This window comes from Chryseobacterium sp. (assembly GCF_041914225.1).
GTDB lineage: Bacteria > Bacteroidota > Bacteroidia > Flavobacteriales > Weeksellaceae > Chryseobacterium.
The window spans coordinates 1-22,815 of sequence record NZ_JAYSDT010000005.1; the positions used below are offsets into that span (position 1 = coordinate 1).

General features: G+C 35.8%; 19 protein-coding genes and 1 pseudogene. 8 read left to right on the plus strand and 12 right to left on the minus strand.

Annotated elements, in window-relative coordinates; genetic code table 11:
• Window positions 1-114 precede the first annotated feature (114 nt).
• From ACE3RB_RS03640 to ACE3RB_RS03660, 5 genes are all read right to left on the minus strand, one after another.
• Complete coding sequence (locus ACE3RB_RS03640; protein ID WP_374462950.1) at window positions 115-1,659, minus strand: phage/plasmid primase, P4 family; 1,545 nt, start codon at window positions 1,657-1,659, stop codon at window positions 115-117.
• A gap of 30 nt (window positions 1,660-1,689) precedes the next feature.
• Complete coding sequence (locus tag ACE3RB_RS03645) at window positions 1,690-1,974, minus strand: helix-turn-helix domain-containing protein (protein WP_374462951.1); 285 nt, start codon at window positions 1,972-1,974, stop codon at window positions 1,690-1,692.
• Window positions 1,975-2,182: 208 nt separating this feature from the next.
• A complete protein-coding gene (locus tag ACE3RB_RS03650) occupies window positions 2,183-3,466 on the minus strand; it encodes a hypothetical protein (RefSeq protein ID WP_374462952.1) in 1,284 nt (427 codons plus the stop codon).
• Between the two features lie 767 nt (window positions 3,467-4,233).
• Window positions 4,234-4,800, minus strand: a complete 567-nt coding sequence (locus ACE3RB_RS03655) for a hypothetical protein (RefSeq protein ID WP_374462953.1) — start codon at window positions 4,798-4,800, stop codon at window positions 4,234-4,236.
• A gap of 67 nt (window positions 4,801-4,867) precedes the next feature.
• A complete protein-coding gene (locus tag ACE3RB_RS03660) occupies window positions 4,868-6,163 on the minus strand; it encodes a phage integrase SAM-like domain-containing protein (RefSeq protein ID WP_374462954.1) in 1,296 nt (431 codons plus the stop codon).
• Window positions 6,164-6,780: 617 nt separating this feature from the next.
• Between ACE3RB_RS03660 and ACE3RB_RS03665 the strand changes: the two genes are divergently transcribed.
• From ACE3RB_RS03665 to ACE3RB_RS03675, 3 genes are all read left to right on the plus strand, one after another.
• A complete protein-coding gene (locus tag ACE3RB_RS03665) occupies window positions 6,781-7,335 on the plus strand; it encodes an RNA polymerase sigma factor (RefSeq protein ID WP_232529173.1) in 555 nt (184 codons plus the stop codon).
• An 11-nt stretch (window positions 7,336-7,346) separates the two neighbouring features.
• The gene (locus tag ACE3RB_RS03670; protein ID WP_374462955.1) at window positions 7,347-7,679 is read left to right on the plus strand and encodes a hypothetical protein; all 333 of its coding nucleotides are present in this window, start codon (window positions 7,347-7,349) and stop codon (window positions 7,677-7,679) included.
• 90 nt (window positions 7,680-7,769) lie between these two features.
• The gene (locus tag ACE3RB_RS03675; protein WP_232719747.1) at window positions 7,770-8,027 is read left to right on the plus strand and encodes a hypothetical protein; all 258 of its coding nucleotides are present in this window, start codon (window positions 7,770-7,772) and stop codon (window positions 8,025-8,027) included.
• Window positions 8,028-8,396: 369 nt separating this feature from the next.
• Here ACE3RB_RS03675 and ACE3RB_RS03680 read toward each other — a convergent pair whose 3' ends face one another.
• A complete protein-coding gene (locus ACE3RB_RS03680; protein WP_374462956.1) occupies window positions 8,397-8,822 on the minus strand; it encodes a hypothetical protein in 426 nt (141 codons plus the stop codon).
• 354 nt (window positions 8,823-9,176) lie between these two features.
• On the opposite strand from ACE3RB_RS03680, the gene ACE3RB_RS03685 reads away from it, so the two are divergent.
• Window positions 9,177-9,824, plus strand: coding sequence for a J domain-containing protein (locus ACE3RB_RS03685; RefSeq protein ID WP_374462957.1), 648 nt, complete (start codon window positions 9,177-9,179; stop codon window positions 9,822-9,824).
• Between the two features lie 236 nt (window positions 9,825-10,060).
• Here the strand turns inward: ACE3RB_RS03685 and ACE3RB_RS03690 are convergent, their stop codons facing one another.
• Entirely contained in the window at window positions 10,061-11,239 is a 1,179-nt protein-coding gene (locus ACE3RB_RS03690) for a DcaP family trimeric outer membrane transporter (protein ID WP_374462958.1), read from the minus strand.
• 420 nt (window positions 11,240-11,659) lie between these two features.
• Here ACE3RB_RS03690 and gcvP point away from each other — a divergent pair, with 420 nt between their 5' ends.
• Window positions 11,660-14,518: an aminomethyl-transferring glycine dehydrogenase gene (gene gcvP / locus ACE3RB_RS03695; RefSeq protein WP_374462959.1), complete on the plus strand. Its 2,859-nt coding sequence runs from the start codon at window positions 11,660-11,662 to the stop codon at window positions 14,516-14,518.
• Between the two features lie 1,023 nt (window positions 14,519-15,541).
• On the opposite strand, the pseudogene ACE3RB_RS03700 reads toward gcvP, so the two are convergent.
• Window positions 15,542-16,279: pseudogene (locus ACE3RB_RS03700) on the minus strand (YggS family pyridoxal phosphate-dependent enzyme).
• Window positions 16,276-16,995 (minus strand): AAA family ATPase, encoded by a 720-nt coding sequence (locus ACE3RB_RS03705; protein ID WP_374462960.1) that lies wholly within the window; start codon window positions 16,993-16,995, stop codon window positions 16,276-16,278. The pseudogene ACE3RB_RS03700 and the gene ACE3RB_RS03705 overlap by 4 nt, the downstream one beginning before the upstream one ends.
• Before the next feature lie 1,205 nt (window positions 16,996-18,200).
• Between ACE3RB_RS03705 and ACE3RB_RS03710 the strand changes: the two genes are divergently transcribed.
• The gene (locus ACE3RB_RS03710; RefSeq protein ID WP_374462961.1) at window positions 18,201-18,536 is read left to right on the plus strand and encodes a multidrug efflux SMR transporter; all 336 of its coding nucleotides are present in this window, start codon (window positions 18,201-18,203) and stop codon (window positions 18,534-18,536) included.
• On the opposite strand, the gene ACE3RB_RS03715 is transcribed toward ACE3RB_RS03710, so the two are convergent.
• Window positions 18,533-19,189, minus strand: a complete 657-nt coding sequence (locus ACE3RB_RS03715) for a glycosyltransferase family 32 protein (protein WP_374462962.1) — start codon at window positions 19,187-19,189, stop codon at window positions 18,533-18,535. The genes ACE3RB_RS03710 and ACE3RB_RS03715 overlap by 4 nt on opposite strands.
• Window positions 19,190-19,420: 231 nt before the next feature.
• Window positions 19,421-19,852, minus strand: a complete 432-nt coding sequence (locus ACE3RB_RS03720; protein ID WP_374462963.1) for a hypothetical protein — start codon at window positions 19,850-19,852, stop codon at window positions 19,421-19,423.
• A gap of 192 nt (window positions 19,853-20,044) precedes the next feature.
• Here ACE3RB_RS03720 and ACE3RB_RS03725 point away from each other — a divergent pair, with 192 nt between their 5' ends.
• Both ACE3RB_RS03725 and ACE3RB_RS03730 read left to right on the plus strand, forming a co-directional pair.
• A complete protein-coding gene (locus tag ACE3RB_RS03725; protein WP_374462964.1) occupies window positions 20,045-21,121 on the plus strand; it encodes a sensor histidine kinase in 1,077 nt (358 codons plus the stop codon).
• Entirely contained in the window at window positions 21,121-21,843 is a 723-nt protein-coding gene (locus ACE3RB_RS03730; protein ID WP_374462965.1) for a LytR/AlgR family response regulator transcription factor, read from the plus strand. The genes ACE3RB_RS03725 and ACE3RB_RS03730 overlap by 1 nt, the downstream gene beginning before the upstream one ends.
• A 178-nt stretch (window positions 21,844-22,021) precedes the next feature.
• On the opposite strand, the gene ACE3RB_RS03735 is transcribed toward ACE3RB_RS03730, so the two are convergent.
• A complete protein-coding gene (locus tag ACE3RB_RS03735; protein WP_374462966.1) occupies window positions 22,022-22,756 on the minus strand; it encodes a DNA-formamidopyrimidine glycosylase family protein in 735 nt (244 codons plus the stop codon).
• Window positions 22,757-22,815 lie beyond the last annotated feature (59 nt).

A 22,815-nucleotide genomic window follows, 5' to 3' on the forward strand; every position in this document is an offset into this window, starting at 1 on the left:
TGTTAGGCGAAAAATATTTTTTGTTTTCTGCTACATTTCCTACATCTCCTACATGGTTTCTAAAAAACAATCTGAAAATCAATGTATTATATTTTAGATATATAGATATGTAGATTAACAAAACTTTTTTTTCTCTGCGTTTACTGACATACCATAAGTCTTACGCTCTATTGGGTAGCCAGAATTCCTCAACCGATCAGAAAATGTTTTATTGGAACAGGCTTTAAATCCGTTATCCTCACAGAAATACTTGTATTCTTTGTACATGTCCTGTAATGGGATTTCTTCTTTGACAGAGGGGCTGTAATTATATTCACTTAAATACATCTGTACGCTGTCACTTTCCATTCTGTACCGCTCAACCGCTTTTTGAGCTGCCTGACAATCTGAAAATCTTTTCTGTTCCAATAATCTGTTCAATCCTTCCAGCACCCAGTTAAAGACTCCTGAGAGTTCGTTCTCAATAATTTTGGTATGCAGGTTTTTATCCTGCTCTTCCGGTGGGACCGTTACATCAAAGGGAATGATCAGAAACCTTCTGAAATAAGCATTGGTATGCTCGACATCTTTAGGAAGCTCATTACAGTTAAAGATAAGCTTAGCGTACTGTTTTAGGGTAAAAGGTTGTCCGTAAGGAAGTCTGGCTTCTACAGGTTCACCGGATACCAATTGCTTGAAGATGGAAGCCTCCAGCGTTCCGTTAATTTCACTGGCATAGTTCACCAGCTTATTAGCAATCTTCGCCCTGAAATATCCGTTATCATTGGTAAGGCTCTGTAGTGAATAGCTGCTCACATTCTCTTCTCCTAATAAGGCGTTTACAATCTCAAAAAAGACACTCTTTCCATTGGCTCCTGTTCCATAGAGTATCAATGCTTTTTCTTCCTTTAAGACATTGCTTCCATGCTTAATGAATACAAAACCCAGATACTCTGCTAAAACTTGTTGTCTTTCCGTATCCGGCAGCACTTTATTTAAGTACGCCTCAAATAAAGGGGCTTCTGCATGAGGATCGTAGCCGAAGGGAAGCTGATAGGTCATAAAGTGCGAGCGGTCAAAAGGTCTTAAGGTTGTACCATTGGGACTTATTTCAAATGTTCCGTTTTGTAAATTAATCAGTACTATATCTTTACTCATCTCAGGAGTAGGTAAATAAGCAGTAGAAAGGAACTGCTTAAAAAGCTGTTCCCGGAATTGGTAAAACCGGGCTGAGTATTTCGGAACTCCCATCTGTTCTGAAGATTCACCCAAAAACTTTTGAAAATGTTCTTTATCCAGCTCGTTCCAGAATGTTCCGTTATAGAGATAGATAAAATCGTGATTCTTACACAATCCCCAACGGTTCTTTTCTGCGAGTCTTATCACATGCTCAATGGAGAGAATCAGATAGTGTTTTTGGTTCAGTTTTAACTGTGAGAGTGCTTTACGGATGAGGTTAGCCTTCTCACTTTCCCTGGGAAGCTTTTCTAATTCTCCCCGGAGCTTCTCTACCTGTGGAAATACCAGAAGCATAAAGTCTAATATCTCAAACTCTTCTTTCAGCTTTTCCAGAATTTCAGCGTGGAGGACTTTCTCCCGGCCTTTCTCTACAAGCCCCCGAACATGATTAATGATGGTGGCAGGATCATTCAGGTCATCAAATACAGGATTTAATTTCATTATGAAAGATTTTAAAGATGAATAACGCGCTTACTTTAGCCTGTTTTTTTCAATAAGCTCCTGAATCTCGTTTCTCTTAAAGTAAATCCGGTTCCCAAGACCGTAAGCGATAAGAACCCCATCCTTACGCCAACGGTGAAGGGTACTCATATCAATAGAAAGAAGATCACAGACTTCCTGGCGGGTTAAATACACGGTGGGTTCTTTAGGTTGGAATTCCTCTTTAAGTTCTCTTTTAATATCAGGAATAAGCTCTCTTCTCATTTCCTGGATTAAATCGTATGGTTCCATACCAATAAACTGTAGCTGTTTCATAAATAAATATTGTTTAAATTTTATGAAACAAAGGTGAGTGAGGAAAAAATGCGGAAAAAATTTAATTTTCCGCACCCTTGTTTTTAGACCCGCAAATAGTTTTCAATTCACTTATTTACAATAGCTTATGAAGATGTAAATTTTTTATTTTTCACTTCTCAGAATACGCTTTTTAATTCCACTTTTTATTTTTCCGCACTCAATTTCTTTACAAAATTCGTCTCTCTTTCATTCCAAACGAAATCAGCAGCCTGTCCAGATCTTCTATATCTTTTTTATTTTTGATAGGATATTTAACAGACTTTTTATCACGGGTAAACTGGCTGCTCTGATTTCTCACCGTGATAGGCTCCTTAGTCAGAAACTCAAAAAAGCCTGCCAGCTGACGATCTGATAAGGTGGGATATTGGGTTCTTAAAAAGTCCAGGATTCCGGTATGATGGAGCAAGGCTATACTTTGGGTTTTACTGGTCTTTAATTCTGAAATATCCATGTCGCTCTGGGGCCCTTTTTCCTCTGGAGAGAGTTCTTTAATCTTTCTTATGATGCTGCGCTGGAATTCATACAAAGAGAAAAATTCAAATGGAAACAGTAAGCTTTCCAAATCAACACAAACCGTTTCTTTTTCGCCGTTCTCTTTTTTATGGGTTTCTCTGATTTCTTTCTGCCGATCTATTAAAAGATGCCCAGGTCTTATATCTAAACGGGGAACAGGAAGGTCTTTAGCTTCACGTTCTTTAATAGCCTGAGCGATCTCATCCGAATCATATTCAGCTTCCTTCTGATCCTTTTCAATGAAAAGATACAATTCAAGGTCTTTTAAAAGGGATTTCAAAAGGTCAGGGTGATAATTCTCTGTAATATCTTTTAAATATCGGCTTCTTTCCAGATAGCCTACATCATTATATCTGATATGATTAAAAAGCTCCCAGCTGTTTAAATCAATATTCTTATCCGCATTTGATTTTTTAGTAAGATCCTCAAACCTCAGCAGTAGAGTTTTTTCAAGTTCTATCTGCTCATCTATGAAGGCTATAATCTGATAAAAGTTTTCCATCCTTTCTGAAAAAAGGGTCTGTTTATAGGAAATTGTTTTCTTTAGCATAAACAAATCACGAATCTTCTTATAGAGTTCTTCCCACTCCTGCTCCTGGATATTTCCAAAATCAACACATTCTCCCAGAAGCTTTGGATTTATGATAAAGTCATCATAAGTATACCCTCTGGGATTAAACTTTTCCAGAAGATCATTTTTAAGGATGAATGAACTTTGATAAGGTAGAAGGGATTCCAGCTCTCCTATCATATCAAATAATGTAAAAAGGCTGGAATCTCCCTTCTCGTGCAGACTCTTACATTTTTCAATATAGATATTGTACCTCTTTTTTAACATAGAGAGGTACTTCAAAATACTTACTTCCGCCTGAAAGGAGAAATCTGCCAGATAATTGTCTTTGAAATCTTCCAGACTTTCATACAATGGAACTTCCATAATTTATAATTTGGGAAAACCAAGGTAAAAAGCTAATGCGACAAAGTATGTCGCAAAATAATTTTATTTCAAAAGTGATAGTTTTCGGAGTCCAAAAAGAAAAAGAATTGAAGGAGTAATTTTTTAATGTGAATGAGAGTGATCGGGTGAAAAAAAATGTTTTTTTAAAGAAAGTAACTTTAGTAACTCCGGTAACTTTTCCCGTGAAAAATAATTTTTGTTTTTCTGCTACATTTCCTACATCTCCTACATGATTTTTAAAAAGCAATCTGAAAATCAATACGTTATATTTTAGTTATGTAGGTAATGTAGCAAATGTAGATTCAAAACAATCTTTTTTTACAGTTAATTTCTTTCTGACTGTACAATTTTCAATGAAAAATATTTTTGTTTCTACAGCGTCACTTCCGTCACGCAAAAGGCTTGCAATGAACATAAAACAATGATTATCAAAACACTGTATCCTAAATAATAAATATCTCTCTAATAATCTTTTTTATTCCTTATAGATGGATTTTTCAAAAAATCAGTATTGGCATTACTTTTCTGTTTTCCATAAATACCTGTTTCTTTAATGGAAACCTAATGACTACCAAAAAACAACTCATATTTTCATAAAACCCTATGAGTGCTACGTTTTTATATTGCAGTAATAGCAACTGACAACCTTAAAAAAATCTGTTGCTGGCGTTTTTCCGGGGTTCGAAGCACCGTAAAAGAAGATTCCTGTAAAGTACCTTTTGAAATGTAGGAATGTATATTGAGCTTCAGTTACTCATGCTTTTTCTTAAGAGATAGTCCTGAAAAGATTCTGATTCCCATTGTTTTTTGTCTGCTGAATATCTCACATAAAATGGAAGGTCATACTGTTTGTTGGGGGACTGATCAGATAAAAAAGTTAAAATCCTATCCAGCGATACCTCAAAAAGCTTATCATCTAATATTCTGCTTAACTCAAAATTATAACTTGTATTAGCGTCCATCACAACATGAATGCCAAAGGTAATAGGTTTTAAGATGGAAATTTCCATCTTTTGCCGGGAATAGATTTCATACCTTGTCTTATTGCGGGTATAGGTTAAAACGGTTTTAAAGGACTTCCAAATATCAAGGCCTTTTTCATGATGCATCAATGCAGCCAAAAAGGGAGATGAAAAACTATAAAATACCTGAAGGGAGAAATCTTCAAAATTGGTATTATATTCTTTGTCAGATCTGATCTCTTTAAGAACAATGGGTAAATCTTTAAACTTTTCTTCTATATATTGTAAATCAGCTTCATCTATCCCGCCTAAATGATTAAGCAAAACAATAATATTTGTGTTTTTATGCATTATATTTTTTTTCAATGCCAAAAATACATAATCTCACCAAATACTTACTATACAGACAGCTCATTTTTTATGATATTTTCTCTCCCTGTTCTTTTATCTCTCTAAAAGTTTTTGCTGTATTCAAAGCATGGTCTGATGAGGTTTTTCCAATATACTGTAAAAAGGTGGTTTCTGTTTTATGCCCTGTTATAGCCATCACCTGTGGCGTGGTGAACCTCTTGTCTCCATAGAAATTGGTTGCAAAACTTCTTCGGCAAATATGAGTACTGACCAGATTGTATTTTTCTGTCTCTACAATGTTATTGCGTTTTAGCTTTTCATTATAAACCCTGCCTTTTAAAATCTGGTTAATGCCGGAAAGTTCACAGACTTTCTTAATAAGGCTGTTGAAACGGGTTGCATTACTGCCCAAAGTCGTACCTCGGAATAAAGGCGGAAATTGATCCCCGTATTTTATAAGAATTTGCTCAACCTCATCATGCACTGGTATGCTCACATCTTTACCTGTCTTACGCTGGACAAGATCTATAAAACAGTAAATTTCCCCTTCAGAATCTGTTTTGGTGAAAATTTTTGTCTGGTTCATCTCCAATAGATCACTTACACGCTGCCCAGTATAACAGCCAATCAAAAGCCAGTCACGGGCATGAAGCAAGTCTTCTCCTATAATATTGGCATTTTTGATTTTTGAAAGTTCATCAAAGTTTAGAAATACCTTTATACAGGATAAACTCTCAATGGTGAACTTATCAACCTGAGGGTGCAGTATCTTGCCATTTGCTCTGGCATCAAGCAATACTGTTTTCAGGTTTTTTAAGGTTCTGTTGGCGGTAGATTCCATTAACTTGTCTTTGGACATAAGCCAGTTCTTAAACTCCAGCATTACCCGTTTGTCTACCTCAGCAAAGACATAGTTCTTCTTATGAACATCCTGAAATCTTGAAAATTTATCCTCCAGCATGAGATATTGGTGATCAGTAGTCTTTTTCGTCTTAGCCAATGCCCGAAGCTCGTTAAAGTTTTTCATGTAGTTGACCACAATATCATCACTGATCTTTACATCTATTCTTTCAAAAAAAAGACTGATCTTATTTTTAAGCCAGTGCGAATCAAACAATACACCACTGGTAAAATCCTTATTATATTCTTCCAGTACAAATTTCTTTAAGCCTACAAGCTCTGCACTGAGATTTTTATTATGGGGATTGTTTTGTTTAGGAAGGGAAGTTTTATCACTCCAATCTGAATAATCAATCTGCAAACCTGTAGAGTTTCGCATTTTAAGATCTTTCGATACTGATAACTGAATTTGGATTGCGCTGCCCTTTGTTTTGCTGCGTAAATAGTATTTTACCGTTGCCATATTGAATATTTAAAAAACAAAGATATTCAAACATAATAATGTGTCAAAATTTGTGTCAAAATTTTCGCCTATTTATAAGATAAGATAAAATACCTTGCAATGCTCAATAAGTCTAAAAACAATCTAAACCTATTGTATATAAATATTTTACCGCATTTTTAGAGAGAAATAGAAAAATAGCATATTGCAAAGTTGTAGTACCTACGGAATGACAAGCTGTATGGATAAACTATCATTACAATTGTGTCATTCCGTAGGAATCTAAAATAACGTTAGAAATTGAGAATGGATAAAAAGGTCTTTATCATTCATCATTTACCAATTATCACTCACCAACTTAGCCCCGATAGAAGCGGTTACCCCGGAACATGAGTGGGAGAATCGGAGGGAAGAGTGTGGGATGGTCTGGCGTGAGGAGTATGAGCGGATAGCGGGAAATAGCTCCCTTAAATATAAGTAATGAGTAATGAGTAATGAGTAATCCGGGGATAATTGAGAAGGTAAAATATTGATGGATAAAAGAAAAACTGAATTGTAAGAAAAATATTTTAAATTTATTAAAGTAAAACCAAAAGACTAACCGTCATATCAGTATGGAGGTTGTCGAAAAAATAACAATGCCACAGAAGGAGAAAGAAAGCATCATCTCACAGACCGTTTCCAACTACGGAGGGAAGCTGATGTCCTATATTCGTCCGAAAGTGAAAAACACGGAGGATGCGGAAGATATCCTGCAGGAAGTGTGGTATCAGTTCAGTAGCCTTACGAATCTTTCTGAGATCGTAAACGTTGGAGGCTGGCTGTACAGGGTGACGGCAAATAAAATTACCGACCGTTACCGTAAAAAGAAAACAGAAAATCTTGAAGATTTCGTATATGAAGACGAAGACGGAGAGTTCTCTATCAAAGATATCCTTTTGATGGACGAAAGCGCAGGCCCTGAAGTAAAGATGTTTCAGGATGAAATCTGGAAAAAACTGTTTGAAGCGCTTGATGAACTTCCCGAAAAACAAAGGCTGGTCTACGTAGAAAACGAACTGAACGACAAAACCCTCCAGGAGATCGCCGATGAACAGGGAGAAAACATCAAAACCATCATCAGCAGAAAAAACTATGCTGTGAAGCACTTAAGAAACAGGTTGAGAAAATTATACGAAGATTTAAAAAGTTAGAAAAAGAAATTATGAATCATAAACACAAAAAGGGTTGGATTTTTTTATTGTTATGCCCGCCATTAATTTTAGCTGCCGTTACATGGATTGTAATGATGCTTTGGAACTGTCTCCTTCCTGAGATTTTAGGAGTGAAAACGATTACTTTCTGGCAGGCAATGGGAATACTGATCTTAAGCAAAATTCTTTTCGGAGGTTTTCATTTCGGAAAAGGAGTGAGAGATTTCAAGGAAAGAAAAATGAGGGAGAAAATGGCAGGTTTGTCTCCTGAGGAAAGAGAGAAATTCAAGGAAATCTGGAGAAACAAATGCTCCGGAGGATTCTTCAACAGAAATAACGAATAATTTAAAAATTTGAAAGAAGTAGTAAAGTAAAATTAAAATTCATTCGTCTCTATAAAAAACAAGAAGTAGTAAAATTTAAAATTTTGAAAAATGAAAAATTCAGCATTAAAAGGAGCTCTTGGAGCACTAGCCGTTGTGGGGGTAGCCTTAATTGCTAAAAAAGCCGCACAAAGAAAAAGATTTATCAAAGGTATTTTTGACGAATACGGAATCAAAGAAAAGTCCCCTTTCGGACTGGCAGATAAGATCAGGGAAATGAATGATGAGGACTATCAGGAACTGAAAGGAAAGTTCAAAAAAGAATTCGGTTCAAGATGCTGCAGAAAAGATAATACCTGCGAAGCATAATACATAAGAACTAAATTGAAATTGTTTAATTCCGGCGCGAGAAGCTCTGCTTCCCGCGCCGGAATTTTTTTATTTAAAAGTTATATAAGCCTTTTTAACGCTACATTTGTATGAAAAAATAGTTCGGTTATCATGAAGTTCAGGTATATTTATATTGCATTACTGTCTGTTTTCTCAATCATCATGTATGGACAGAATTCTCAGCAAAAACACTATATTTTCTTTCTGCATAATAAATTTCTGGAAAGCCATTCTTTGGAGGAAAAGCATCCAAAATATGGTGTTGCAGAATATGAAGCAATACTTCATCAACTAAAGGATAAAAATACGGTTGTGATTTCTGAAAAAAGGAAAGCAGATACGAATCCTTCAGTGTATGCTCAGAAAGTGGCTAAGCAGATTGACAGTCTTATGAAAAAAGGAATTCCTGCTGGAAATATCCTTAGCCGGAGCAATCCAGTCATTGAGCGCTTTGAAAAGAAAACCATGATTCAGTCCCGTATTAAGTTCTATTTCCTTAAAATCTTTAATGTGAGATCTGATGAACCGCTGTTCATGCGACATCGGAACATGTCCGTCATCGGATTTTTCAGTAATGGAAAGTATTTTTCCATAAAGCCTGAAATTTTTATCTTTTTCCAAAGAGTCATCTTTAAAACTGGCACCGATAATCACAAATTTTAATTGCATATTTTTCTCATAATAAGACACATATTGCGCAATATATCCTCCCTGGGAAGTACCCACTACTGCAATATGGTTTACTGTAAATAGATAATGGTGGTCTATTATCATTTAGTGGTTGTCATTGAAGTTGCTGCGAAATGATCTGAGGAATTTGTAAAATCTGGGAATACAGAGTTGAGATTCCTTGCTAAGCTCGGAATGACAGGGAAACTGTTGAAAATAACCGTTTCATTTTTTTAGAGAAGTATAATTTTATCGGAGATAAAATCTTTGCGCCTTAAAAATATACATATTGTTGTGAAAAACCCTCGCGTCTTTGCGCTTTCCAACCAATAGATATGAGCTGTATTGAGATTGCTTCATCTTCAGTTCGCAATGACTTTAAGATCTGCTTTTTCTGACAAAATTTTACCGTAAACATCAAACACGAAGAAAAATAAATCCTTATTTTTGTATTGCTCAATGAAAGATTACTACTATTTTCTCGGTATATCACAGGATGCTTCAGAAGAAGACGTCAAAAAAGCTTATCGGAAGTTATCTTTAAAATACCACCCGGATAAAAATGATAATGATGATTTTTTCGCAGATCGTTTCCGTGAGATTCAGGAGGCTTATGAGACCTTAAGTGATCAGGCGAGAAGACGCACCTATGATCAGAATTTAGAAAGTCACCAGCGAAGCTTCAGGTATAATATTCCACCTGCTATCAAAACGTTTACAGCGAATAAAATTCATGCGAAAAAAGGAGAGGAGATTATCATCAACTGGCAGACGAGTAATGCCGATGTGGTGAAGGTATTGCCTTTCGGGCTAGAAAAGCCGTACGGAGAGAGGATCTTTAAGATCACAGAATTTAAAGATGGAAAATTCCAGCTTTTGCTTCATGCAACAAATTCTCTTTTGCACAAAACGGTTGTTCAGGGAATCACCATCACAGAAGTTTTTGAGAACGATTCTGAAAAGTTCAAAAATTCGGTGGAAGAAATGTTTAAGCCACAGCCCGCAACCCGAATCAACAAATTCGGCCAGCCTAAAATAATGATGCTGATCTGGGGCATTATTATCCTGGCGGTTGCAATCTATATACTGATAAAAAGCTTCGGCTAGCTTATGCCATTTTCTTTCTCCCCGGGCATTTTTTACATCTTTTTCCTTTCTTGAATTTTTTACAGCATGATTTCTTTTCACAGAACATCTCTTCATTATTGAAAGAGTAAGGTGCCAAAGGCGGAACTTTAAATGGGACTATCATATTCATGTTGCAAATATATTAATTTAGAATAAATATAATTAATAAAATTTCATAAAAAATTGCAAGCCTGAAAATTAGGCCTGCAATGAGATTATTTAAAAGAAAATGATGTAGAAAACTGAAGCCTGAAAATATCTGCTTTACTGTCTTCAAAGTTTTCTGCCTTAGCATAATTGCCTTCAATGCCCATTCTTAAATTTTTATAAGGATGATAAGCGAGATTTACAGCTGCATTTTGAAAACATCTCATAAATCTGGCATTGATACCCTGAGCTGTCCCAACCTGTGAGTAACTGTAATAAACAGCAGAACTCCATTTTTGAGACCACCAGTGCTGATAAATTCCTAGAATATTGAAAAGATTTACCATTTCTGCAGTATTATTCTGAGGATTGAAAACAGCATCGTAACCTCTGTTGGTTAAAGCGATATTATACCCTGCATATCCTTTGCCATAGGAGACCTGAAACCTGATATTACAAAGACTGTTGATATATTTTCTAACTGAAAGAACTCCTGCAAACCCTGCTTTAGTATAACTTTCTTCTTTATTTTCGTAACTGAGAGATGATAGCATACTGCCTATCTTAATATAATCTCTGGTATTTCCATAACGGTACAGCGCGGTTATAACCGGAACAAGATTCTTTTTCTTCCATTCCGGCTGAGTGGGCGGTATTGTCATACTTACTTTATTAGGATCTTCTATTGAGAAGGATAAGGTCTCTTTATCAGAAAGCTTTTCGGTATACCGTAACTGTATGGCTCTTGTGAAGATCATACCGTTAGCACCATTAAAGTCAAATATACTTGGGAAAATTTCAGAATCACTGAAATTGCTCCAGGTCTGGCCTATCAGCCACTTTTTCCATTGAACATAGGCATGTCTCAACCTTGGTGTTGTTGATCCGTTTGGACCATAAAAATCTGTTTCTATATATGCTGAAATTGGAGATTCTCCGGTTGTGTCAGTTTGTTTTATACCTAAACCTATTTGTGATTGTCTTATGCTGAAATTACTTGATATCGAATTATGTTGGGGAATGACAATCAGCAGAGCAATAATTCCATCTTTCGAATCCATTTCCTGGAAGTCAAGCATTGCATCAGCCTGTACAAATCCTTTTAGATATAGAGACCATTTTCTTCCGGAAGAGTCAGGATCCGTGTTGGCAAGAGTTATTTGTGCATGGGCTTTAGTCTGAAATAATACTAAAGCCATAGTAGTGAACGCCGGCATAACATGCCCGCTCAGTCTTTTTTTCATCATTTGTGTTGTTAATTATGGATTATCTTTTAATTACTCATGTAAATTGGATTTATCAGTATTTAATGTTTAAAATAACGGTTTAGGGCAGCTCTTATGTTTCATTGCTGTAGTTGGTGCGAATGTACAAATGATAAAGAAAACCTTATAAGTTAATAATTTTAGGTTTTTGAAGTCGCATAGAATGTGATAACGAAAAATTGCATCGGATACAGAATGAATATTCTTAAAAATTGATCTTTTCCGGAATAAAGTTCATTAAACAGTGAAATAATTAATTTTATCTTTTTAACATTTGAAAAGATATTATTCTTGAACTTTAAGAATTTTTAAGAAAACAGCTCAGTGTTTTCTATGTTGTGCATTCTCTTAAAAAATCGTAATTTTACCCATCTTTTTACAAACAAAATCTAATAAATAAAAATGAATACAGAACAGTTTGTGAGCCGCCACATTTCCCTTAATGAAGCCGATAAACAGGCGATGTTGGAAAAACTTGGCGTTTCAAGTATTGAAGAGTTAATTTCTCAGACTATCCCTTCTTCTATCCGTTTAGAGAAAGATCTTGAGATCTCGAAACCACTTTCTGAATACGAAATGTTGAACCATTCAAAAGAATTGGCATCTAAAAATACAGATTATACGAGTTATATCGGATTTGGATACCACAATACGCTTTTGCCTTCAGCAATCCAGAGAAATATTTTTGAAAACCCTAGCTGGTATACGGCATATACTCCGTATCAGGCAGAAATTGCACAGGGAAGACTAGAAGCTCTTCTTAATTTCCAGACTGTAGTATGTGACCTTACAGGTTTTGCATTGGCAAATGCATCGTTATTGGATGAATCTACTGCAGCAGCAGAAGCAATGCACATGTTCTTCAATAACAGGTCTAAAGACCAGAAAAAAGCAGGGGCTAATAAGTTCTTCGTTTCTGATCTTGTTCTTCCTCAGACCGTTTCTGTATTAAAAACAAAAGCTGAAGGATTAGAAATTGAAATCGTAGTCGGAGACCATAAAACACACCAGTTTGATGCTTCTTACTATGGAGTTTTATTACAATATCCTGGTAAAAACGGAATCGTTTTAGATTATACTGAAGATATCGTAGAATATAAAAAACATGACCTTCAGGTAGCAGTGGCTTGTGATCCTCTTGCTTTGGTTAAGCTAAAATCTCCTGCAGAGATGGGAGCTGACTGTGCGGTAGGAACTACACAGAGATTTGGTATTCCACTAGGATACGGAGGTCCTCACGCAGCGTTCTTCGCTTGTAGAGAAGATTATAAAAGAGATATCCCGGGAAGAATCATTGGAGTTTCTCAGGATATGTACGGAAGACGTGCATTAAGAATGGCATTGCAGACAAGAGAGCAGCACATCAAAAGAGAAAAAGCTACTTCAAACATCTGTACAGCTCAGGTTCTTCTGGCAGTAATGGCAGGGATGTATGCAGTATATCACGGTCCGAAAGGATTAAATTATATCGCTGATCAGATCCACTTTAAAGCAAACGCTTTGAAAGGAGGTCTTAAAGCATTAGGGTATCAGGTGGTAGAAGAGCCAATCTTCGATACTGTAAAAATCACGATGCCTGAAGAAGAAAAAGCTAAATTAGTAAGACTGATGCTGGATCACAGACTTAACCTTAACTATTTCACAGAAGGGGTAGTAAGTATTGCGATCAACGAAAGTACAACATTAGAGAAATTAAACTATCTGATGGCTTCTTTCGCTCAGTTTAAAGATAAGCAGACTTTCAAATTAGAAATTAAAGAAGGATACAGCATTCCAGAAGAAAATCTGAGAAAAGACGAGATTCTTACGGAAGAAGTATTCAACAAATACCATACGGAAACAGAACTGATGCGTTATATCAAGCGTCTTGAGAGAAAAGATTTATCATTGACTCATTCAATGATTTCTTTAGGATCTTGTACGATGAAACTGAATGCTGCAACACAAATGTTACCGCTTTCATGGGAAAACTGGGGAGCTATTCACCCATTCGTACCTGTAAACCAGGCTGAAGGATATCAGGAAATGATCCGTGAACTGGAGAAAGACCTGGCAGAAATTACAGGTTTTGCAGGAACTTCTCTTCAGCCAAACTCCGGAGCTCAGGGTGAATATGCAGGATTAATGGTCATCAGACAATATCATATCTCAAGAGGAGACCACCACAGAAATGTAGTATTGATTCCTCAGTCTGCACACGGGACAAACCCGGCTTCTGCTGCTATGGCAGGAATGAAAATCGTAGTCGTGAAAAACCTTGAAAATGGGGAAATCGACTTCGAAGATCTTAAAGCTAAAACAGAACTTCATTCAGCGAACTTATCAGCTGTAATGATCACTTATCCTTCAACTTACGGGTTCTTTGATGCCAACATTAAAGAAATTACCAATCTTATCCACGAGCACGGAGGACAGGTATATATGGATGGTGCGAACATGAATGCTCAGGTAGGATTTACAAGTCCTGGAAACATCGGAGCGGACGTTTGCCACCTTAACCTTCACAAGACTTTTGCAATTCCTCACGGAGGTGGAGGCCCTGGAGTAGGTCCTATCTGTGTTGCTAAACACCTGGTACCATTCCTTCCTTCCAATGCCAATATCAGAATCGGTTCCAAAGAAGCAATCGACGGTATTTCTGCAGCACCTTACGGTTCAGGACTGATCCTTAACATTTCTTATGCTTACATCAAAATGTTAGGAACTGAAGGCCTTAAAAAGGCTACAGGACATGCTATCCTTAACGCTAACTATCTGAAAGAAGTGCTGGCAGAGCATTTCCCGATTTTATATTCAAACGAAAACGGAAGAGTAGCTCACGAATGTATCGTAGACTTCCGTCAGTTCAAATCTTTAGGAATTGAGGTGGCTGATGTGGCGAAGAGATTAATGGATTATGGTTTCCATGCTCCTACCGTTTCTTTCCCGGTTGCAGGTACATTGATGATTGAGCCTACAGAATCTGAAAGCAAGGCTGAAATAGACCGTTTTGCAGAAGCATTGATTTCTATCAAAAAAGAAATCGATGAAATTGCCAATGGAGAAGCAGATGCAACAAACAACGTATTGAAAAATGCTCCTCACACAGAACAACTGGTGATCTCAGATTCATGGGATAAACCATACAGCAGAGAAAAGGCCGCTTATCCGTTAGAGTGGGTAAGAGACCACAAATTCTTCGCTTCTGTATCAAGAGTAGATGAAGCATACGGAGACAGAAACTTGGTTTGTACTTGTGAGCCTATTGAAGCTTATATGTAATCTCTGTTTTTTAACTATAAAAAATCCCTTTCAGTAATGAGAGGGATTTTTTGTTTTTATTGAGTATTTTCTGTGCAGTAATCGTCATTGCGAACGTAGCGAAGCAATCTCTTTAACTCAAATGTCAAGGATTTTCGACTACTAATTGTTTCAATATTCACAAAGGCGTTGCACTCAGCAAAGCTTAAACGATGTATTTTTCCGACAAATTACGAGCCTTGTACGGTCATTGTCATTGCGAGCGTAGCGAAGCAATCTCAACTTTTTATTAAACAAAAAAGACCTCTCAAAACTGAGAGGTGCCTAGTATTTAAATTCCGGTTTCTTATCTTCTTTTGAAGCTATACGCCAGCAGAATAGCAAAGCCCATAGTAACGCAGGTTATAATTGAAATGGTTTCAATTGAAATTCCACTTTTCATCTGTGTGTTTTCTTTTTCACATGAAAAAAAGAATAATAATGCCATAAACAGACATACCGATAGTAATTTTTTATTCATAAATGTATTTGTTTGGTTACGAAATATTTACAGCAAAAACTATACCGGATTTGTAGACTTTTAAAATGTTGTATTGAGTTTTTCGTTATGACAAATAGTTAATTTTATGGACAATATTTTTTATTAATCCACGGTTTCCAAAATAGCAAAGGGAATGATTGATCAAAAATGCTGAAAAGGGAAGTAGATTACCGAAGAACTCTTTAAAATAAACCATGGTAATAATGAAAAAAATAACCGAAAAAAGGTTTAGCCTCCATAGGTAGACTTTATAGGTCAATATTTTGTTGTTTTCATCATATGTGAATTTCCCATTATCAATTAGAGATAAATAATCCCAATTGGATCTTTCTTTGAAAAGACCTTCATTAAAAGAAACAAATCCAGGTCCGGAAAGAATATTTTGAACCTTTTTCTCTCTTAACAGATCGCGTACTGTATAGATGACCTGATCCGAGGTTTTATCTTTTGTGATTTTTCTCTCAAAAGTATAAGTAAACGGGAACATATAATTTTAGTCTTTGTTATTTGTTTTTTCCTTCATTCCAATAATAGCTGTCCGGATAGCTTATGGCTCCGAAAACAGCAGTTCCAATCCGTACAATAGTGGCGCCTTCTTCAATGGCTGCTTCCAGATCTCCGCTCATTCCCATGGAAAGCTCTTTCATTTATACGTTAGGAATATTTTCATGCATGATGTCCTGCTGAAGGTTTTTCAGGATTTTAAAGCATGCTCTTACTTTCTCTGTTTCTGCACTGAATAAGCCAATGGTCATCAGTCCCTTTATTTTCAAAGTAGAGTAGCCGGAAATTTTCCGGGTAAGTTCAATGGCTTCACCGGGGTCAGCACCAAACTTACTTTCTTCATTAGAAGTATTTATCTGAATTAAAACATCCATTGTTCTGTTTTCAGCCAAAAGTCTTTGATGAAGTTTTTCTGCCAGTTCAAGACGGTCCAGAGACTGAACGCATGTGACATCATATTTCAGGATATCTTTGATTTTATTGGTCTGGAGATGGCCTATAAAGTGATTTTCGTGGGGTGTGCCCTTTAGATCTTCATATTTCTCCTTCAGTTCCTGTACTTTATTTTCTGCAATTAAGGTTTGTGCGTTTTCCAGGGCAATTTTAATACGGTCTGGTGAAACAGTTTTGGTAGCAAGTAATAATTTTACATCATCAATATTCCTTCCGGATTGTTCACAGACTTTTTTTATTCTTTCATTGATAACGGCGAGGTTGTGGAGAATATCTTCTTTCATGATGAAATGGTTTCTTTGGCCTCTAGTTTTTTAATTAAAGCAGCTTTAACGGCAGTTAAGGCATAATCTTTCGCTTCAGCAAAAGAAATAGAATACTTTCTTTCAACGCTTCTCATATCTTCGGGAAACCGGCTCAGTAATTGATCGTAGAAAGTGTCAAGAGTCTCAGCAGAAGGCATTTCATAGTTGATCTTCAGCTGAAATCTTCTTAACAGTGCTGTATCAATGATTTCAGGGTGGTTGGTAGCGCAGATGAGAAGTGCATTTTCAGGATAATAATCTATCAACTGAATGAGGGTATTAACCAGTCTTCTCATTTCCCCTACATCCTTATCATCACTTCCTCTTGCTTTCCCGATCTGATCCAGTTCGTCCAGAAAAAGTACAGACCTTTCCCTGGCAGCTTTATCAAAAATCATTTTAATATTCTGTGACGTTTCCCCAATGCGCGACGAAACAATATTGCTCAGGTTTAAAATAATGATATTTTTTCCCAGAGCATTGGCAACGGCATTTGCCGTCATCGTTTTTCCGCATCCGGAACTTCCCTCCAGTAAAATCTTATGATTAACCGGAAGACCATATTCCTGCAGTTCTTTAACGTACGTGTGCTCTTTGATGAGCTGTACAAGCTGGTTTCTGTTTTTTGTATCTAGAAATACTTCGTTAAGGCTTACCTGTTCTTTATCCTGAATAATAAGGTTGTACAGATTCATGATGACAATTAAAGATGATTGAATGAACAAAGATAAAGCTTTATTAAATGCCAAAAAGAATCCTGAATGATAATAAACGACTGGTCCAACGCGTAATGAATATGAATGATGAATGATGAATGATGAATGATGAATGATGAATGGGATCAGTGGTTAACGAACAAACCAGCATATTCTGTAAAATCTTCCTGAAGATCTGTGGGAAATAAACCTTTTACGTTGTTACAGAACTTACCCATAAAAAAAAGAAAGCCTGGCTTGCAGCCGGCTTTCTCATTTGGATATTAAAATTTGTTATGAAACTAAGATCTTTCTGCTTATGTTTTTGGACCCTTTTACCCGACGGGTAAAATAGCAATCCGATTTCTCAGACTAAAAACATAAAACAATATAATTAGTATAGATATTCTATAGGCTTGCTTTATTTAATATTAGTTTCTTTCTCTTCTTACTGTCATGAAATATGAAGTAATTACTACTAAACCTGTTGCGATACCGATATAAGTTATCATTTTGTATTATTTTTAATTATTTGACTTTTTTTTATTAATTTTTCAATTGCAATATTACTACTTTCAAATCATGTGCCAAAGTAAAATATTATGATGTTTATCAGTGTATTACGGGGGTTTGTGTTCATTCTTTAGTTAGATTTTGTTTACATTAAATTAATGTGTTATTGAGAATTTATTAATACTTTTATTATTCTTTCTGTAAAATTATGTGAAAACGTTAACCGTTTCCTGACTTCTATATCGGACTTGATAAAACAAATAATAAATAATGCTTCGCATAATATCATTTTTAAGTATCATTTTGACTGTAGATTTTTCACCTGAAATAGATTTTTATATTAAGAAAATTTATTGTTTCTTATAATTTTTGTGCTGGAATTTTTGTCAGTTGTGACATTTCATGACATAGAGAGATATTAATTTTATGACACAGTTGCATCATAATAAGACCTGATGGCATATTTTTTACGCCAGATAAGCGCATGAAAAAAATGAAAATATCTAAAAATAAAGCACTTAAAATTAATTAAGTGCCTTTAGAAAGTATTTTTGCTTATTGATGTTTTGAAAAGTCAGAGTCTTCAACAGATACAGGAAATGCAAATTACCATTAGGGTATGAACTATAATAACTTTTCTCATTTGGAAATTCTCCGGAAGCTTTCACTATTTTTGTACAAAGAATGAATTTATGGGACGCAGTTATATTTTCCTTGCCCTTGCTATTATATTTGAAATCATCGCTACTACTTTCCTGAAAAAGTCTGAGGAATTTTCCAAACTATGGCCGTCTGTAGTAACAATCATCGGATATGCCTGCGCTTTTTATTTTCTGAGCCTCACTCTTCGTCAGATTCCTGTAGGAATTACTTATGCTATCTGGTCCGGAGTAGGAATTGTCTTTATTACAATAATCGGTGTTATTGCATTCAAACAGGTTCCGGACCTGCCGGCTATAATTGGTATTATCCTGATCGTACTCGGAGTGATTATTATTAATGTATTTTCAAAAATGGGAGCACATTAAAAAATAATCTCCTGATGCTTTTGCATCTGTTTCCAATGTTTAGATCGTGTTTTGTACAGGAAGAATTTTCCCAGTTTATATTTGAACTTTAAATATCCGCGGAACTCAATACCGTCAAATAATGTAAAGGGAATGTCCGGATTTTCTTCTAATGACTGTCTGATTCCATTACTGAATACGGTAGGTCCTGTAGTAGAATGTATATCATGTGGATATCGGTGGCTGTTTATATTATCCATCATCAATTCCAAGGTTTTCTTTAGGAAAGGGTGATTTTTATTGAAAATAAGTGCCCATTGAACATACAGGTTTTCATGCCTTTCTACACTGATTACGGCTTCATCATTATCCTTAATCAATTTTCTGAATGGTTTGATAATACTGCTGTCGACATCCAGATATACTCCTCCTTTCTTATATAAAACAGCATATCTGAAAAAATCAGCTTTTGAAGCACCAATCCTCAGTTTGCGATAAGTTTCAATATATTGGGGAGGAAATTCTTCTTCAAGGAAATTTTCTATATCCTGATCATCATAAAAGTAATACTCATATTCAGGATTCTTTCTTTTCATATTCCAGATATGATAACGCGTAATCAGAGGAAGTTTTTTAGTGATAAAAGTCTGAAATATCTGTTTGGGTACAGCCATATTCTATTTTTAGTAAGTTCTTATATTAAAATCCTGAAATCATTTTCATAAACCATTTGCATGAGAGGTAATAAGATTTTTCATGAAAGAGAATCTCCTGAATTTGTGTTATGAAGTTTTGATTATATTTTACCGGAATGGTTAAATACTGAAAAGAGAAAATTTTAATTTTTTTTTAATCGCTCTGATAGTGAGACTTTAATAATAAGTTCAGAAATTGTAAAATTTGATTTAACCTTTTAAAGGTTGAATGATAGACTGAAAAAAGTTGAAAGTAAAAATCCTGTCATAGAAAATGTCCAGACAGTTCTCAATAATGACATCAGTATAGCCGGCTGTGTCCTGAATACATGTTTCCTCAACAAAAACAAACCAGAGCTCTGAGAGCCCGTATTTTCTTCTGAACGCTTCTGAATCATTACTGTCCGGTACAATAGAGTGTTTAAGATCACAAAACAGAATTCCTTTTTTATCACCATTATGCTCCACAATATTAATAGGATGGTGCAGGTAGCTGAGGATTTTCATTTTCGGGTCGAAGCATTCTGTAAAATGGTGCAGATCAATAAGCTGTATTACTTTTTCTTCCTGTTGAGATTCTGTCATAAAAAAGCATTCTGATGATATTTCCTGGGTCAGTTCGTGAAAAGCTTTTAATTCCATATGTGTGCATTTTATAGTACAAAGGAATAGAGAAAAGTAACAGGTAAATTTGTTTTTATACAAAATGGCAGGTATTTTATACCAAAACCGGAAGTATAATCATTGGTATAATAGAGTACAGGTTTTGTATAATAAAATAGTTGTAGTTTCCGTTATTCTCTATTTTTGTTAATGATAAAATGAGCCTATCCTATGAAATACAGTCCGTGGAAATTTGAAGAAACCTTTGTAATGGATTTTCTGGTGGAAGCGAGATATGGATTCCGTAGGCATCTGCTGTTTCTCATCTTCTTTTTCTTTCTCATTTACAGCACAAGGTTCTGGCACTGGTATTCCGGGATATATCAGTACTATGTTTTATTCTTTGTGTATACGATCCTGATTACTATGGTCTATATTAATATATATGTATTGGTACCCAGATTCTTCTTTAAAACCAAATACATTACCTATTTTGTTTTGCTGGTTCTGATGGGAGTGGCAGGGCTTAATTTCATCGGGTATGGTTTCAGACATCTCTTTCACGATTTCAGAACACAATATATTCCGAAAGATAATGAAAGGGGAGGCATTTATGAAGGTGTTCTTATGTGTATTCCGATTATCCTGACGACTACAACCATAAAACTCCTGCAGAAATGGATCAGTGATAATAAAAGAATTAATGAACTGAGCAGTCTCACCCTGAATATGGAACTCAATGAGCTCAGAAACCAGATCAATCCACATTTTCTGTTTAATATGCTGAATAATGTAAAGGCCCTGATCAGGACGGACCCGGCCAAAGCTTCAGTGGTGATTGTAAAACTTTCCGAGTTTCTCAGATATCAGCTGTATGAAAACAGTGAAGAAAAAACATTACTGACCTCAGAAATAGATTTTCTGTCCAACTTTTTAAACCTTGAAAAAATAAGACGAGATCACTTTTCTTTTGATATTCAGACTGATATTGATAAAAGAATTGTCAACAGTACCTTTATTCCGCCGAACCTGTTTACCACTTTTGTAGAAAATGCTGTTAAACACAGTGTAGACATCAGTGGAGGAGAGTCTTACGTGAATATCAAAATAAATATTGAGAATAAGCAGCTTTATTTTATGTGTGTAAACTCAAGAAGTCATGGTTACATTGTTCAGGATAAAAAGAACAGCGGTCTCGGGCTTGCCAATATTACAAGAAGGCTTGAACTTCTTTATGGTGATACTTTTGATCTGCAGATAGAATCAGGAGATAAAGAATATATTGTAAATTTAAAAATTCCCGTGTGATGAATTGTATTATAGTTGATGATGAACCTTTGGCAAGATCAGAAATGAGATCACTGATCACTGAAATTTCCGGTATAGATATTCTTGGTGAATTTTCCAGTGCTCCATCTGCTCTTGAGTTTCTTAAAGATAATGACGTAGATCTTATTTTCCTGGATATAGAGATGCCTATGGTAACAGGTCTTGAGTTTGCTGAAATGCTTCCGAAAAAATCACTGATCATCTTTACAACGGCCTATTCCCAATATGCCTTAAAAAGTTATGAGCTGGAAGCCGTAGATTATCTTTTGAAGCCTATTGACCCCCAAAGACTGGAAAAAGCAATTGACAAGGCCATTCTTTACACCGAACTGTTGTCTAAAGATACAGTAAAGAATACCGTAGAATCTAATACTGCAGACTTTTTGTTTATCAAAGCCGAACGCAGGTTTTACAAAATTAATTTTTCAGATATTAAATTTATAGAAGGACTTAAAGATTATGTTGTTATCCATACTCAGCAGCAGAAGCTGATCACTGCTATGAACCTGAAAACCATCCATCAGAAAATTTCAGGTGAAACCTTCATCAGGGTAAGTAAATCTTACGTTGTCAATATGAACTATATTGATTCATTTGATAATCATAATATCTACATTGAAGACTCTGAAATCCCGCTTGGGGAAGTATACAGATCAGAATTCTTTACAAGATTTGCCGGCGGACTTCTCAACTCAGACTGATGAATGAGTAATAAGTAATAAGCAATCAGTAATTTAATGATCGGGGTATGATAAAAATATGCATATTCATCCGTGTAAATCTGTGTAATCTGCGGTTAAAAATTATACAATAGAAACGGATTTTAGCCCGTCAAATAATTCTTCAACGGCTTTAGCCAAAACTTAAAATAGTTGCTTATCAATAAAGCTTCTGATCCTTTTCACAAAAGAAGCTCCTTCTTTTTCCGGCACCTGTCTGTTTTTTGACCAGCTTCTGTCCGCAAACAGGACATACAGATTTGGTATGTACCAGCCAGTGTTTCTTCAAAACAAACTCCCTTTTCCATTTCAGGAAATCAAAACTGTAATTTCTGGCTTCAGCAATAAGCTCTTTCCTTTTTTTAGCCGGGAGATTGCCCAACAGACTTTCAGGTTGCACTCCGATTCTGAAAAGGACTTCATTTTTAATGATATTCCCTACACCTGAAAAAATATCCTGGTTCATTAAGGCATCACACACCATCATTTTCGGATTCGATTTTAGCTTTTCTTCAGCTTTTTTCGGATTCCACTGATCGCTCATAACATCAGCTTCCCAGTCAATGGTGGAGAGAAATTCCAGATCTACGGGCTTTACCGAGCAGGTGTAAAAATAGATGCTGCCGGTTGGGAAAAACAAAGCCAGGCGCAGGCTTTTATCCGGCTTGGTCTGCTCATCAATACCGTAAGAGCCAAACATCAATAAATGGATTCGGATGGCTGCTTTCTCAAAAACAAGGTAAGTCTGCTTTCCAAAAGTACGGATTTCGAGAAGGGTCTGCCCGATAAAAGAGTCTTTTTCAAATTTGGCATTCCCTGAAACTTCTGTCACTTGCTGGCCTGCAAATGGCTGCAGGCTTTCTTTCATTAATATGATGGATGGACCTTCAGGCATAAGTTTGTTTTGAGATAAAGATTCAAATAGTATTCCATTATCTGAATCTCCATCCTAAA

Excerpts from the sequence above, each read along its gene's own strand:
- ACE3RB_RS03640 (WP_374462950.1), bottom strand. The coding sequence starts at position 1,659 with ATGAAATTAAATCCTGTATTTGATGACCTGAATGATCCTGCCACCATC.
- ACE3RB_RS03645 (WP_374462951.1), bottom strand. The coding sequence starts at position 1,974 with ATGAAACAGCTACAGTTTATTGGTATGGAACCATACGATTTAATCCAG.
- ACE3RB_RS03650 (WP_374462952.1), bottom strand. The coding sequence starts at position 3,466 with ATGGAAGTTCCATTGTATGAAAGTCTGGAAGATTTCAAAGACAATTAT.
- ACE3RB_RS03655 (WP_374462953.1), bottom strand. The coding sequence starts at position 4,800 with ATGCATAAAAACACAAATATTATTGTTTTGCTTAATCATTTAGGCGGG.
- ACE3RB_RS03660 (WP_374462954.1), bottom strand. The coding sequence starts at position 6,163 with ATGGCAACGGTAAAATACTATTTACGCAGCAAAACAAAGGGCAGCGCA.
- ACE3RB_RS03665 (WP_232529173.1), top strand. The coding sequence starts at position 6,781 with ATGCCACAGAAGGAGAAAGAAAGCATCATCTCACAGACCGTTTCCAAC.
- ACE3RB_RS03670 (WP_374462955.1), top strand. The coding sequence starts at position 7,347 with ATGAATCATAAACACAAAAAGGGTTGGATTTTTTTATTGTTATGCCCG.
- ACE3RB_RS03675 (WP_232719747.1), top strand. The coding sequence starts at position 7,770 with ATGAAAAATTCAGCATTAAAAGGAGCTCTTGGAGCACTAGCCGTTGTG.
- ACE3RB_RS03680 (WP_374462956.1), bottom strand. The coding sequence starts at position 8,822 with ATGATAATAGACCACCATTATCTATTTACAGTAAACCATATTGCAGTA.
- ACE3RB_RS03685 (WP_374462957.1), top strand. The coding sequence starts at position 9,177 with ATGAAAGATTACTACTATTTTCTCGGTATATCACAGGATGCTTCAGAA.
- ACE3RB_RS03690 (WP_374462958.1), bottom strand. The coding sequence starts at position 11,239 with ATGATGAAAAAAAGACTGAGCGGGCATGTTATGCCGGCGTTCACTACT.
- gcvP (WP_374462959.1), top strand. The coding sequence starts at position 11,660 with ATGAATACAGAACAGTTTGTGAGCCGCCACATTTCCCTTAATGAAGCC.
- ACE3RB_RS03705 (WP_374462960.1), bottom strand. The coding sequence starts at position 16,995 with ATGAATCTGTACAACCTTATTATTCAGGATAAAGAACAGGTAAGCCTT.
- ACE3RB_RS03710 (WP_374462961.1), top strand. The coding sequence starts at position 18,201 with ATGGGACGCAGTTATATTTTCCTTGCCCTTGCTATTATATTTGAAATC.
- ACE3RB_RS03715 (WP_374462962.1), bottom strand. The coding sequence starts at position 19,189 with ATGGCTGTACCCAAACAGATATTTCAGACTTTTATCACTAAAAAACTT.
- ACE3RB_RS03720 (WP_374462963.1), bottom strand. The coding sequence starts at position 19,852 with ATGGAATTAAAAGCTTTTCACGAACTGACCCAGGAAATATCATCAGAA.
- ACE3RB_RS03725 (WP_374462964.1), top strand. The coding sequence starts at position 20,045 with ATGAAATACAGTCCGTGGAAATTTGAAGAAACCTTTGTAATGGATTTT.
- ACE3RB_RS03730 (WP_374462965.1), top strand. The coding sequence starts at position 21,121 with ATGAATTGTATTATAGTTGATGATGAACCTTTGGCAAGATCAGAAATG.
- ACE3RB_RS03735 (WP_374462966.1), bottom strand. The coding sequence starts at position 22,756 with ATGCCTGAAGGTCCATCCATCATATTAATGAAAGAAAGCCTGCAGCCA.